10 protein-coding genes and 1 pseudogene are annotated in these 12,665 nt (G+C 69.2%); 7 read left to right on the top strand and 4 right to left on the bottom strand.

The genetic code is table 11. The features are described 5' to 3' along the window. From FUT87_RS16590 to FUT87_RS16560, 7 genes and pseudogenes are all read left to right on the top strand, one after another. Positions 1 to 384, top strand: a pseudogene (locus FUT87_RS16590) (hydroxymethylglutaryl-CoA lyase); the annotation flags it as partial. 97 nt (positions 385 to 481) lie between these two features. Further along, positions 482 to 1,459 (top strand): tripartite tricarboxylate transporter substrate binding protein, encoded by a 978-nt coding sequence (locus tag FUT87_RS16585; protein WP_147241725.1) that lies wholly within the window; start codon positions 482 to 484, stop codon positions 1,457 to 1,459. Positions 1,460 to 1,770: 311 nt separating this feature from the next. Beyond that, the gene (locus tag FUT87_RS16580; RefSeq protein ID WP_222617180.1) at positions 1,771 to 2,523 is read left to right on the top strand and encodes a hypothetical protein; all 753 of its coding nucleotides are present in this window, start codon (positions 1,771 to 1,773) and stop codon (positions 2,521 to 2,523) included. Positions 2,524 to 2,563: 40 nt separating this feature from the next. Continuing rightward, positions 2,564 to 3,052 carry a CS1 type fimbrial major subunit gene (locus tag FUT87_RS16575; protein WP_147241724.1) on the top strand — a complete coding sequence of 163 codons (489 nt, stop codon included), beginning with the start codon at positions 2,564 to 2,566 and terminating at the stop codon, positions 3,050 to 3,052. A gap of 44 nt (positions 3,053 to 3,096) precedes the next feature. Further along, positions 3,097 to 5,601: a CS1-pili formation C-terminal domain-containing protein gene (locus FUT87_RS16570; RefSeq protein WP_147241723.1), complete on the top strand. Its 2,505-nt coding sequence runs from the start codon at positions 3,097 to 3,099 to the stop codon at positions 5,599 to 5,601. Between the two features lie 23 nt (positions 5,602 to 5,624). Then, positions 5,625 to 6,878, top strand: coding sequence for a hypothetical protein (locus FUT87_RS16565; RefSeq protein ID WP_147241722.1), 1,254 nt, complete (start codon positions 5,625 to 5,627; stop codon positions 6,876 to 6,878). A 6-nt stretch (positions 6,879 to 6,884) separates the two neighbouring features. Continuing rightward, positions 6,885 to 8,102 (top strand): hypothetical protein, encoded by a 1,218-nt coding sequence (locus tag FUT87_RS16560; protein ID WP_147241721.1) that lies wholly within the window; start codon positions 6,885 to 6,887, stop codon positions 8,100 to 8,102. Between the two features lie 37 nt (positions 8,103 to 8,139). Here the strand turns inward: FUT87_RS16560 and urtE are convergent, their stop codons facing one another. The 4 genes from urtE to urtB all read right to left on the bottom strand — a co-directional run bounded on the left by urtE (position 8,140) and on the right by urtB (position 12,630). After that, entirely contained in the window at positions 8,140 to 8,844 is a 705-nt protein-coding gene (urtE, locus tag FUT87_RS16555; RefSeq protein WP_091731352.1) for an urea ABC transporter ATP-binding subunit UrtE, read from the bottom strand. A 52-nt stretch (positions 8,845 to 8,896) separates the two neighbouring features. Further along, on the bottom strand, positions 8,897 to 9,733 hold the full coding sequence (gene urtD, locus FUT87_RS16550) for an urea ABC transporter ATP-binding protein UrtD (RefSeq protein ID WP_147241720.1): 837 nt from the start codon (positions 9,731 to 9,733) through the stop codon (positions 8,897 to 8,899). Beyond that, a complete protein-coding gene (gene urtC, locus FUT87_RS16545; protein ID WP_186830580.1) occupies positions 9,730 to 10,890 on the bottom strand; it encodes an urea ABC transporter permease subunit UrtC in 1,161 nt (386 codons plus the stop codon). Before urtC ends, urtD begins: the two co-directional genes overlap by 4 nt. A 132-nt stretch (positions 10,891 to 11,022) precedes the next feature. Then, positions 11,023 to 12,630: an urea ABC transporter permease subunit UrtB gene (gene urtB, locus FUT87_RS16540; RefSeq protein ID WP_147241719.1), complete on the bottom strand. Its 1,608-nt coding sequence runs from the start codon at positions 12,628 to 12,630 to the stop codon at positions 11,023 to 11,025. Between the last annotated feature and the right edge of the window lie 35 nt (positions 12,631 to 12,665).

The raw sequence follows: 12,665 nt of genomic DNA, 5'->3' as shown, positions 1-12,665 counted from the left end.
GCCTTCCGCGAGCGCTGGCCCGTCACCGAGTTGACGCTGCACTTCCACAACACGCGCGGCATGGGCCTGGCCAACGTGATCGCCGCGATGGACGCGGGCGCGGACCGCTTCGACGCGTCGCTGGGCGGGCTGGGCGGCTGTCCCTACGCGCCGGGCGCGACCGGCAACGTCTGCACCGAGGAGATCGTGCACGCGCTGCAGTGCATGGGCTGCGACACCGGCGTGGACCTGCCGCGCCTGATCGCTGCGGCCAGGCGCCTGCCGGCGCTGATCGGCCACGCGGTGCCGAGCCAGATCGTCAGCGCCGGGCGCCGGCTCGACCTGCATCCGCGGCCTCGCGACTTCGAGGCGATCCGCGAGCGCGCGCTGGCCCGCGACGTCTGACGACGCGGTGGCCTCGGGCGCCCGCCCACGCCGTTTCCGAGCTTCTTTCGAGCCCAACGACAACGCCGCCACGAGCGGCCCTTTCTGGAGACAAGCCATGAACCCGACCCGCCGCCGCGTCACCGCGGTTGCCATCGCCGCCGCGCTGCTGGTGCCCTTGCAGGCCGCGCAGGCCCAGGCGCCGTATCCCAACAAGCCGATCACGATGCTGGTCGGCGCCGCGCCGGGCGGCACGACGGACATCGCCGCGCGCATGCTCGCCGAGCCGCTGGGCAAGGCGCTGGGCCAGACGGTGGTCGTCGACAACCGCTCGGGGGCGAGCGGCGCGCTCGCGGCCGTCGCGACCAAGCGCGCGGAGCCGGACGGCTACACGATCCTGATGCAGTACTCCGGCTATCACGTGATCACGCCGCACATCCAGAAGGCCGCCTGGGACCTGAAGGACCTGCGTCCCGTGGCCAACGTGCTGACCGCGCCGCAGCTGATCGTCGTGCGCGAGGGCGTGCCGGTGAAGACCGTGGCCGAGCTGATCGCCCACGCGAAGAAGAACCCCGGCAAGCTGTCCTTCGCCTCCTCGGGCAATGGGTCGCTGCAGCACGTGACCGGCGTGATGCTGGAACAGCAGGCCGGCATCCAGATGATCCACGTCCCCTACAAGGGCACCGGCCCGGCGCTGCAGGACCTGCTGGGCGGCCAGGTCGACCTCACCTTCGGCACGCCGCCGCCGTTCATGCCCTTCATCGCGTCGGGCAAGCTGCGCGCGGTGGCCGTGACCGGCAAGGAGCGCCTGAGCTCGCTGCCCGACGTGCCGACCGCCACCCAGGCCGGGCTGCCCCAGCTGGACGCCGGTTCGTGGTTCGCCGTGTTCGCGCCGGCGAAGACGCCGCAGGCGGTCGTCGACAAGCTGACTGCGGAGATCCAGAAGATCATGGCCACGCCCGAGTTCAAGAAGAAGGCCGCCGAGCTGGGCGCGACGGCGGACTACATGAATCCGCAGCAGTTGCAGGCGCACAGCGACGCCGAATTCCGGCGCTGGGGCAAGGTGATCGGCTCGGCCAAGATCCAGGCGGACTGAGCCACGCCCCCCCGGGCCCGGTCCATCGACCGCCCCGGAACGTCCAGGCGGGCCCTGGACCTTCGACAGCCGGCCATCCCGGGAGGGATGGGCCGGCTTCGCGCTTGTGGGGTTCCGCGAATCCCTGGCGCCTGATCGCCGTCCACCCCCGCGCGGGAGCGTCGGGTGGGCCGCGAATTGACCGAATCGATATTCCTCGGCCATCGGGCGGGAACTGCATTTCGCGTGACCGGAACTGATGCGCCCGTTGGCAGAAAACAAGATGCCGCGTTCTTGCGTGGCGCCCCTGCATTCCCCGTATGGAGTTTCACATGCCCTTTCTCCGAGGCTTTCTCAGATGCGTCGCCATGGCGGGCGCATTCGTGGCGATTCATGCCGCCGCGGCGCCGGTGATCAATATCGGATCGATGTTCGACTATCTGGGGTCGGACCGCAGCACGATACTGAAGCAGATTCGAAACACCGGGGATTCGACCGCATTCGTCAAGGTTTCCGTCAGCGAGATCGTTTACGGCGAATCCGGTGAAACCGAAGAGCGGCCCCTCGATACGCAGGGCCTCAGCGCCGGCGGGGGTGTGGGGCTGATCGCCAGCCCGATGCGGTTGATCGTCCCCGCGGGCGGCGTGCAGGCGACACGACTGCTGTTCCGAGGGGAACGCGATGTCGAGCGTCACTACCGCGTGCGCTTCATTCCGGTGCTGCCCGATGCCGGCGACGAGTTCGCGCTGGAGGAGGGCGAGCGCCAGAAATACCAGGAGGGTTTGCGGGCCGGTGTCAGCGTGCTGACCGGATATGGCGCGATCACGATCGTGCGGCCCGGTGAAAGCCGCTTCGATACCCGCATCGAACGGACCGCCGAGCGATTTTCCGTGCGCAATCTGGGCAATAGCACCATCGTGCTGGACGGATTGATGCAATGCGATGCCGCTCAAAAAGAATGCGCCGCGCCGATGGTGCGGCATGTCCGGCCCGGAGGCGACGTCGAGTTCGACAAACAGGCCGGCCCCGTCGTCATTTTCAACTTGGTGGAGGGAAACAAACAGAGCGCGATCACGATCAAGTAGTCATTTGAATCATCCGATATCCAATCCTTTCCAATTCAATATGTTCAAGTCCATTCGATTCCTCAAGACCGCCATCGCCGCCGGCGTTTTCGCCGCAGCTTCCACCGCCGCGATGGCGGAAACCAAGGACCTGACGATCTCGGTCGTCGCCGAAATCCCGACCGCCGCCTTCTACGTCACCCCGTCCGCGGGCTGGAACGCGTCGGAAGTCCAGAACTTCGGCTACAGCAACGGCAGCCTGCAGGCCATGAGCCGCTCGCTGGAGATGAAGAGCACGATCGGCGCGATCAAGGCCTTCCTGCTGAACACGGCCGAGATGACGGGCACCGGCGCCAACAAGGTGGCGCTCGACGTGACCGTGAACGGCCAGAAGGTGGCCGTCGGCGCGGGCCAGTCGATCGAGGTGCTGGCCAAGGCGCCCGCCGCCACCGGCCAACGCGTCCCGCTGGTCCTGACCCCGACCACCGCCACCCCCGCACCGGGCATCTACACCGGCCAGGTGGCCATGGTGTTCGACTCCGTCATCTGATGGCATGAGGGCGCTCCGGCGCCCTTTTTTCCCCCCGCCTTGTCATGAAGCAATCCAAAAGACTGATCTGGCCGTTCGCGGTGTCCATGGCCCTGGCCGGGGAAGGTCCGGCGGCAGCACCGAACTTCCAGGAGCTGCCGCTGACCGCCCAGAGCAGGAGCCTGCCCAGCGACTTCAAGGACCACTTCTTCGATGTGCCGCTGGCGATGCGGGTGGAGATCGACGGCCAGTTCCTGTCGGACGCGATGGGCGTGCTGACGGAGGCCGGACGGGTCCAGTTGATCGAATGGATGCGGGAGTCCGGCGACAGCCCCCAGGACGCGGCGCGATGGTTCCAGTTCCTGCGGGAACCGCGCGCGCTGGGCGCCTGTGGCGGCGATTGCGGCGATGTCGTCGCGCTCCACTACAACCTGCAGACCTCCACCTTGTCGATCGTGACCTCCCAGGCCGAGCGTGCCGGGACGGTCGATCGATACCACCACCTGCCCGACGGCGGCAGTCGTGGACTGCTGCTGCGCAATGCGTTGAACGTGGCCGGCGGCGAACGCCAGAGCCTCGCGGCGCGCTACACCGTCGATGCGATCGGCAGCGTCGGTCAATGGACCGGCATCGGCACCGTGCTGGGCTCGCAGAGCGCCCTGGCGGACGGTGAGCGCCGCCACCTCGTCTCGCGGCTGTACCTGCAGCGGGAAACGCACGGTCATTTCGTCCGGGCCGGGTTCTTCGTCCCGGACTACCAGGGGCGCTTGCGCGCGCCACGCGCGCCGGACGCCTTCCCCGACACGACCGCCGGCGTGATGGTCGGTACTTCGGACGCGCTGGAGATCGCGCAGTCCTCGCCGAGCATGGCGCCGCTGCATGTCACCGCCAACCGCCAGGGCGTGGTCGAAGTCTTCCGCGACGGGCTGCTGCTCTACACCCAGCCGGTGGAGGCGGGCCTGCAGACGATCAACACGACCTCGCTGCCCGCCGGGGTCTACGAGGTGGAAGTGCGGCTGGTCGAGGACGGCCAGCTGTCCTCGACGCGTACCGAGCTGATCTACAAGCCGACCACCTGGGGCGATACCGGACGACGCTGGCGCTATGCGCTGTTCGGTGGGCAGGAGCGTGCCGTGTTCGGCAAGTCCGGCCGGGACGCCGACGACCTGACCGCCGGCGGGGCGGTGAATTACCTGGCGCATGCGCAACTGGTGCTGGGCGCGTCGATCCAGCAGACGGGCGATCGCCGGACGGCGAGCGCCTCGGCGGACTGGGCGGTCACCGATGCCGCCAAGCTGTTCGTCAGCGGATTCCACTCCAGCGAGCGTGGCTTCGGCTTCGACCTTCAATCGATGCTCCTGTACCGCGGCGGCAGCCTGGCCGTCAGCCACAACGAGGCGCGGGAGGCGTCGTCCCGTCTCCTCGCAGCGAGCTCGCGAGAGCGGCTGGCCAGCAGCTCGATCGCCTGGTCCCACCAGTGGTCGACCCGCACCCAGGTCAGCGGCTACCTGACACACACCCAGGGCCGCACGCGGGGCACCGGCCTCGACCTGGGCCTGACCCATCAGCGCAAGCTGTTCGGCTCGGACGCCCACCTCCGGTTCTCGGCCTTCGATCGACCGCTGGGCACCCTCGGCCGGCGGGATCGCGGCCTGAACCTCACCTTGACCATGGCCCTGGGCGATAGCCGGCGCAGCTACAGCATGAGCGCCGGCACCCGCAGCGACGCGCAGGGCGGACGGGATCACCATGCCAGCCTGGGCGTCCGCCAGAGCCTGGACCATCCCGCGCTGAGGCAGGTCGGCCTCACCGCCTCGATGGACCGCCATGGCCTCGGCCTGAACGGCACGGCGCTGTTGCGTCACGAGCTCGTCGAGGGCGACCTCTTCGCGCAGCGCTCCTCTTTGAACGGAGCGTGGAGCGGCGGCGCCAACCTGAACAGCGCGGTGGCCATCGGCGCTGGCGGCGTGGCGGTCTCCGGCGACCAGCAGGCCGCCTGGGCCGATGCCGGCATGATCATCGACGTCGACACCGACCTGCCGGAAGCCAGCCTGTGGGCACAGGACGTGCACGGTGCCGGCCTGCAGCTCCACGCCGGACGGAACTTCGTCCCGGTGACGGCCTATCGGGCCGGCAAGCTGCACCTGGAGTTCGACGCGGTCGCGGCGCCCTCCGCGGTCGTGCAGCCCTCGCTGCTGCCGTATCACCTGAACAAGGGCGGCGTCGGCTACCAGACCGTGCGGGTGCTGAAGACCGTGACGGTCATCGGCCGCCTGGTCGACCATCAACAGCAGCCGATCCGTGGCGGGCGTGTCACCAACCATGCCGGCCACGCGGTGACCGAGGCCGACGGCCTCTTCGCGCTCGAGATGAGCGAGCGCAATCCGCAGCTCGTCGTCAAGCATGCCGACCTGGGCGAATGCCTCGCGGAGCTGGCGCCCGACCGCGCCCAGCGCGAGGGCGATGTCCTGCTGCTGGGCGATGTCTCGTGTCTGGTCGAGGCGGAGCTTCCCCCCGAGGAGCAGGCGCCGCCGCGCGCCGCCGCGCTCCGTGGTCGGAGCCCGCTATGAGCCGCGAGTGCCTCCGCTGCCGGTTGAAACGCGCGCTCGCGCGCTGCGCCGCGGGTCGAATGGCGACATGCGCGTGGCTGCTGGTCGCGAGCGGCTTGGCCCTTGCCGCGGACGTGCGCATCACGGCGGAGTTCAAGCCCTCCGTCTTCAATCCCGGCAAGACCGCGTTCATCAACACGACGCCGATCTCCGGTTACTGCGTCAACTATCCCGGGGAGTGTCCGAACGGCAAATTCACGATTGCCCTTCCGCTGGGAACGGTCCACTTTGGCGAATTGCTGCCCGGTGCGCCGAATCGTGAGTCCATCTACTTCCGTGTCCCCAGCGAGTTCGTCGACGTGACGGTCCGGCATGCGGTGTCCGGAGAACCGGCCATCGTGCGGTTCCGGGTCAGCGTCTTCTCCGCGATGTACCAGATCGATGGCCTGGCCAGCGGCGCCAGCGATGCCTATGGGGCCCATGCGGCCCTCTGGCAGGACGGCGTCCGGTGGGTCTATCCCGCGGCGCCGTGCACCTACTCGGGCGTCGGCGGGATCGGCTGGGACTTCTACCACTTCGCGTGGGGGACGCCGCCTGTCACCCACACCACGCCTTGCGTCAAGAAGCCGTCACGGGTCATCCCGACGAGGGAGCGCTTCCGGCTCACCAACCACTCCGTCGCGTATGAGTTGGTGACGCCCAATCCCTTCGGGATGAAGAACGGTGTCTATCGAGGTAGCCAGGTCTTCAGCGTGTCGCCGCACGGCGACTTCGACTTCGGAGACAAGGCGATCCCGTCCCGTTCCAGCATTGAGCTCGAGTTCGAGCTGACCGTCGCCCATCACTTCCAGCTCGACATGTCCGACGCCGCCAGGCGGGCGGTACTGGAGCCACCGCGGGGTTGGGGCGAATGGCTGGCGGGCGCCGCGGCGCCGACCAAGCTGGGGCGTGACCTGGGCTTCGTCCTCAGCCTCAGCGCTCCGGTGACGGTCAGTCTGGGGTGCGCGTCGACCGATGGTCGCCGGTGCCGACTGGACAACGGACAGGGCAGTCGCGTGCCCTATTCGGTGGCGCTGAGCATTCCGGGGATCGTCACCAACGCGGCGCAGCCCGTGTCGAGGCTGGAGATGACCACCGATCAGATTCGGTCCCTGAGCCCCGCCCAGGGATTCACTGCCAACGCCAAATCCAGGATCCACGTGGAGGCCGGGGAGCAGAGCGTCGCGGAAATGATCAAGCACCCCGGCAGCAAGTACGCCGACGTCTTCACGCTGACCTTCGACGCACAGACCGACTGACCGACCATGAACAGATTCCTGACCGCCATCGCCGCCCTCCTGGCGCTCCTGGTCCTGCCGTGCGCCCACGCGGCGGACGTGAAGATCACCGCCCAGTTCAAGCCCTCGGTGCTCGATCCGACGCGGTCGACCTTCGTCAACACGACGCCCCAGAGCGGGTTCTGCGTGATCGTCCCATCGGAATGTGGGCCCGGCGACTTCAGCATCAACCTGCCGCTGGGCAACGTGAGTTACCGGCCGCTCCAGCCCAATGCGGCCGATGCTGATTCGGTCTATCTCCGCTTCCCGAGCGACTTCATCACGGTGCCGGTGACGCATCAAACGACCGGCCAGACCGCCGAGGTCAAGTTCCGGATCGTGTCGTACGCCGGGCGATACAACATCCGGAACATCGCGCCCAATGACCACAACAACCTCTGGGCGGGCGGCTCCTGGGTGAACGGCGCCGGGCCCTGCATCACGACCGGCATGGCTTACTACAGCACCAACCAGTACTACTTCAGGTGGTGGACTCCCCCTGCGGCCGCCACCCAGCCCTGCGTGAAGAAGCCCACCCGGACCATTCCGACCGGTGACTTCTGGCTGGAGGGCGGTCGTCATTCGGTGAGCTACGCGCTTGTCACGCCCAGTCCGCTGAGCATGCGCAACGGCATTTACCGGGGAAAGCTGACCCTGGTGAATGGCCGGGGCGGGCATTTCGACTTCGGGGCGCAAGCCATCATCGAACGGGTCTATGTGGAAGTGGAGTTCGAACTGACAGTCGAGCATGAGTTCCAGCTCACCATGCCCGATGCCGCGAAACGAGCCGTGCTGGAGCCGCCGCGCGGCTGGACGGAATGGTTGGCGGGCGGCGCGGCGCCGCCCCGGCTCAGCCGCGACCTGCCCTTCGTGATCAGCCTCAGCGCGCCGGTGAAGCTCAGCCTGAGCTGCGCCTCCACCGACGGCCAGCGGTGCCGGCTGGACGATGGCGCGGGCAGCCGCGCGCCGTACTCGGTGGCGCTGAGCATGCCGGGGATCGTCACCGACAGCGGCCAGCCGGTCTCACGGATGGAGATCACCACCGATCAGCCACGCGCGTTGAGGCCGGCCCTCGGGTACGCGGTGAACGCGAAGTCGAAGATCCATGTGGAAGCGGGAGAGCAGAGCGTCGCCGACATGGCCAGGCGCCCGGGCAGCAAGTACGCCGACGTCTTCACGCTGACCTTCGACGCCCAGATCAACTGAGCGTCGCGCCACGCGGCCCGCGTCCACCAGGCCAGCGTCAGATCGCCACCAGCCCCCGGATCTCCGGCGTCTGCATGTCCGCGTTGCTCCCGCGCGCGATCACGCTGCCGCGCTCCAGCACCAGGAACTCGTCGGCCAGCTCGGCGGCGAAGTCGTAGTACTGCTCGCACAGCAGGATCGCGACCGGATGGCCGTCCAGGCCTTCGTCGGCCAGCCGCCGGATCACCCGCCCGATGTCCTTGATGATGCTCGGCTGGATGCCCTCGGTGGGCTCGTCCAGGATCAGCAGCCGCGGCGACGCCGCCAGCGCCCGCGCGATCGCGAGCTGCTGCTGCTGACCGCCCGACAGGTCGCCGCCGCGGCGCTTGAGCATCTGCTTGAGCACCGGGAACAGCGCGTACAGGTGTTCCGGCACCGGCGTGCCGCCGGGCTTGCTCGCCAGGCCCATGCGCAGGTTCTCCTCGACGGTCAGCCGGGCGAAGATCTCCCGCCCCTGAGGCACGTAGCCGATGCCCGCGCGGGCGCGCTGGTAGGGCGTGGCGTGCGAGATGTCCCGGCCCGCCAGCGACACGCTGCCGGCACGGATCGGCACCAGGCCCATCAAGCTCTTGAGCAGGCTGGTCTTGCCCACGCCATTGCGGCCGAGCAGCACCGTGATGCGTCCCGGTGTCGCGCTCACCGACACATCGCGCAGGATGTGCGAGCCGCCGTAGTACTGGTGGAGGCCTCGCGCCTCGAGCATCGGCGCGGGCGCCGCGTCGCCGGCGGCCACCGCCGCGGTCCGGTCCTGAAGCTCAACGTCCAAGGTACACCTCGATCACGCGTTCATCCGCCTGCACCTGCGCCAGCGTGCCCTCGGCGAGCACCGAGCCCTCCGCCAGCACCGTCACCTTCTCCGCGATGCGGTCGACGAAGCCCATGTCGTGCTCCACGACGATGAGGCTGTGCCGTCCCTTTAGCGTCAGGATCAGCTCGGCGGTGCGCTCGGTTTCCTGGTCGGTCATGCCGGCCACCGGCTCGTCCAGCAGCAGCAGCTTGGGGTCCTGCACCAGCAGCATGCCGATCTCCAGCCATTGCTTCTGGCCGTGGCTCAGCAGCCCGGCGGCGCGCGTCATCTGGTCCTGCAGCCGGATCAGCGTCAGCACCTCGGCGAGCCGGTCCTTCTGCGCGCCGCTGAGCACGCCCCACAGCGAGGCGCGCAGCGCCCGCGATCCCTGCAGCGCGAGCTCCAGGTTCTCGTACACGCTGAGCGCCTCGAAGACCGTCGGCCGCTGGAACTTGCGACCGATGCCCAACTGCGCGATCTCGGCCTCGCTGTGGCGCAGCAGGTCGATGGTGCCGCCGAAGAAGACGGTGCCGCGGTCCGGCCGCGTCTTGCCGGTGATGATGTCCATCATCGTGGTCTTGCCCGCGCCGTTGGGGCCGATGATGCAGCGCAGCTCGCCGGGTGCGATGTCCAGCGACAGGCCGTTGATCGCGCGGAAGCCGTCGAAGCTGACGTGCACGTCTTCCAGGTACAGGATGCGGCCATGCGCCAGGTCCAGTTCGCCGGGCCGCACCACGCGGCCGTAGCCGGGGCCGCTGGCGGCGCGCAGGCGCTCGCCGCCTTGCTCGAGCAGGTCGGGGCTCATGCCGTGGCCTCCCCGGTCTTGCGGGCGGACTTCGCGCCGAACTTGCGCTTGAGCAGTCCCGCGATGCCATCGGGCATGAAGAGCGTGACCGCGACGAAGAGCGCGCCCAGCAGGTAGAGCCAGTACTCCGGCGCGAACTGCGTCAGCCAGCTCTTCGCCCCGTTGACCGCGAAGGCGCCGGCGATCGGGCCGGCGAGCGTGCCGCGGCCGCCGACCGCCGCCCACACGGCGATCTCGATCGAGTTGGCGACGCTCATCTCGCCGGGATTGATGATGCCGACCTGCGGCACGTACAGCGCGCCGGCCAGGCCGCAGATCAGCGCCGACAGCACCCAGGCGGCCAGCTTGTAGGGCAGCGGCGAGTAGCCGCAGAACATCAGCCGCGACTCGGCGTCGCGCACCGCGCTGAGCACGCGGCCGAACTTGGCACGTGTCAGCCAGCGCAGGCCGAGGTAGCAGCCGATCAGCGCGACGGCGCTCAGCACGAACAGCGTCATCCGCATGCCCGGCGTCGTGATGGACAGGCCCAGCAGCCGCTTGAAGTCGGTGAAGCCGTTGTTGCCGCCGAAGCCGGTCTCGTTGCGGAAGAAGAGCAGCATCGCCGCGTAGGTCATCGCCTGCGTGATGATCGAGAAGTACACGCCCTTGATGCGCGAGCGGAAGGCGAAGAAGCCGAAGACGAAGGCGATGCCGCCCGGCACCAGCAGGACCAGCAGCATCGTCGCGAGGAAGCTGTCGCTGAGCGCCCAGTGCCAGGGCAGCTCCTTCCAGTCGAGGAAGACCATGAAGTCGGGCAGCGCGCTGCGGTACTGGCCGTCGGTGCCGATCTGGCGCATCAGGTACATGCCCATCGCATAGCCGCCCAGCGCGAAGTACAGGCCGTGTCCCAGCGACAGGATGCCGGCGAAGCCCCAGATCAGGTCCATCGCCAGCGCGCACATCGCGTAGCAGCAGAACTTGCCGAGCAGGCTGATCCAGTAGCCGTCCACATGCAGCGGATGGTCGGCTGGGACCAGCAGGTTGAGCGCCGGCAGCAGCGCGCAGGCGACGGTCATGGCGGCCAGCACGGCCAGCCAGCCGGCGCGGCCGAGCAGCGCGGGGCGCTGCGGCAGCTGCAAGGGCGACGCGGGGCCGGTCGATGCGCCCGGGGGCGGCATGGCTCCGGGCGTGGCGCCTGATGCCGTGACCGGGGACGCGTCCGCGACAGGCAAGGCGGTCGCCGGGTCGTGCGCGGCGGGGTTGGTGGAGGAGGGCAGGCTCATGGCGAGGGCGGCGGGATCGGCGCGCATTCAGGTCTCCTGGGCGCGGCCCTTGACCGCGAACAGGCCTTGGGGGCGCTTCTGGATGAAGACGATGATGAAGAGCAGCACGGCGATCTTGGCCAGCACCGCGCCGACGACGCCTTCGAGCGCCTTGTTGGCCAGGCCCAGTCCGAGCGCCGCGAGCACGGTGCCCGCCAGTTGGCCGACGCCGCCGAGCACGACCACCATGAAGGCGTCGACGATGTAGCTCTGGCCCAGGTCCGGGCCGACGTTGCCGACCTGGCTCAGCGCGCAGCCGGCCAGGCCCGCCAGGCCCGAGCCGAGCGCGAAGGCATAGGTGTCCACGCGCGCGGTAGGCACGCCCATGCAGGAGGCGATCGGCCGGTTCTGGGTGACGGCGCGGACGAAGAGCCCCAGCCGCGTGCGCGCGATCAGCAGCGACATGCCGCCCAGCACCACCAGCGCGAAGCCGATGATCACGAGCCGGTTGGTCGGCAGGGCCAGGCCGGGCAGCAGCGCGAGCGAGCCGCCCATCCAGGACGGGCTTTCGACCGCGACGTTCTGCGCGCCGAAGAGCGAGCGCACCGCCTGCATCAGCACCAGGCTCAGGCCCCAGGTGGCCAGCAGCGTTTCGAGCGGGCGGCCGTAGAGCCAGCGGATCACGGTGCGTTCCAGCGCGGCGCCGACCAGCGCCGAGGCGAGGAAGGCGGCCGGCATCGCGACGAGCAGGTAGGCGTCGAACCAGGCCGGTGCCCACTGGCGGAAGGCCACCTGCACCAGGTAGGTCGCGTAGGCGCCGATCATCATCAGCTCCCCATGCGCCATGTTGATCACGCCCATCAGGCCGTAGGTGATGGCCAGGCCCAGCGCGACCAGCAGCAGGATGCTGGCCAGGCTGATGCCGGTGAACAGGGCGCCCAGGCGCTCGCCCCAGGCCAGCCGGTCCTCGACGGCGCGCAGCGAGCGCTGCAGCGCGCGCTTCACCTCGGGATGCTGCTCCTCGGCGAGCCGCTGGTTCAGCAGCAGGCGGGTTTCGGGGCTGCGGGATTCGCCGAGCTGCTTCGCGGCGTCCAGGCGCTTGCCGTCGTCGGGGCTCGCGGCGAGCGCGGCGGCGCGGGCCAGTGTCAGAGCGTCCAGGACGGTGCTGTCGCGTTCCTTGGCGATCGCGACGTCGAGCAGGGCGACGCGTGATTCATCGCCACCGGCGTCGAGCAAGGCCTTCGCGGCGGCGAGGCGCTCGGAGCGGTCCGCGCTCGACAGCCGCAGCGCGGCCAGCGCGCCATCGAGCGCGCCGCGCAGGCGGTTGTTGAGCATCACGTCCTCGAGGGAGGACGCGGCCTCGGCGGCCAGTGTCACCGCCGCGCCGGTCGCGGCATCGACGACGCCGGCCTCGGAGGCGATCAGCACGCGCTGGTCGGGACCGAGCTTGAGGCGTTCATCCGCCAGCGCCTGCAGCAGCGGGGTCAGCGCCTGCAGCAGCTGGGCGACCAGGCGGCCGATCGCGGCGATGCGGTCGTCGGTCTCGCCCTGCGCGACGGCCAGCGCCTGGGGTTGCGTCAGCGCATGGGCCGCCGGGGCGAACGCCAGGAAGGCCGCTGGCAGGCAAGCGGCCAGCCAGCGAAGGAACAGGTTCATCGGGCGCTCCGATCCATGGACTGCACAGGACGCTG

Source organism: Mitsuaria sp. TWR114 (genome assembly GCF_007997345.1).
This window is presented reverse-complemented; position numbering and strand designations above follow the sequence as displayed.

Bases quoted from the DNA above. Each gene is read 5' to 3' on its own strand.
- FUT87_RS16585 (WP_147241725.1), top strand. From the start codon at position 482: ATGAACCCGACCCGCCGCCGCGTCACCGCGGTTGCCATCGCCGCCGCG.
- FUT87_RS16580 (WP_222617180.1), top strand. From the start codon at position 1,771: ATGCCCTTTCTCCGAGGCTTTCTCAGATGCGTCGCCATGGCGGGCGCA.
- FUT87_RS16575 (WP_147241724.1), top strand. From the start codon at position 2,564: ATGTTCAAGTCCATTCGATTCCTCAAGACCGCCATCGCCGCCGGCGTT.
- FUT87_RS16570 (WP_147241723.1), top strand. From the start codon at position 3,097: ATGAAGCAATCCAAAAGACTGATCTGGCCGTTCGCGGTGTCCATGGCC.
- FUT87_RS16560 (WP_147241721.1), top strand. From the start codon at position 6,885: ATGAACAGATTCCTGACCGCCATCGCCGCCCTCCTGGCGCTCCTGGTC.
- urtE (WP_091731352.1), bottom strand. From the start codon at position 8,844: ATGCTCGAGGCGCGAGGCCTCCACCAGTACTACGGCGGCTCGCACATC.
- urtD (WP_147241720.1), bottom strand. From the start codon at position 9,733: ATGAGCCCCGACCTGCTCGAGCAAGGCGGCGAGCGCCTGCGCGCCGCC.
- urtC (WP_186830580.1), bottom strand. From the start codon at position 10,890: ATGCCGCCCCCGGGCGCATCGACCGGCCCCGCGTCGCCCTTGCAGCTG.
- urtB (WP_147241719.1), bottom strand. From the start codon at position 12,630: ATGAACCTGTTCCTTCGCTGGCTGGCCGCTTGCCTGCCAGCGGCCTTC.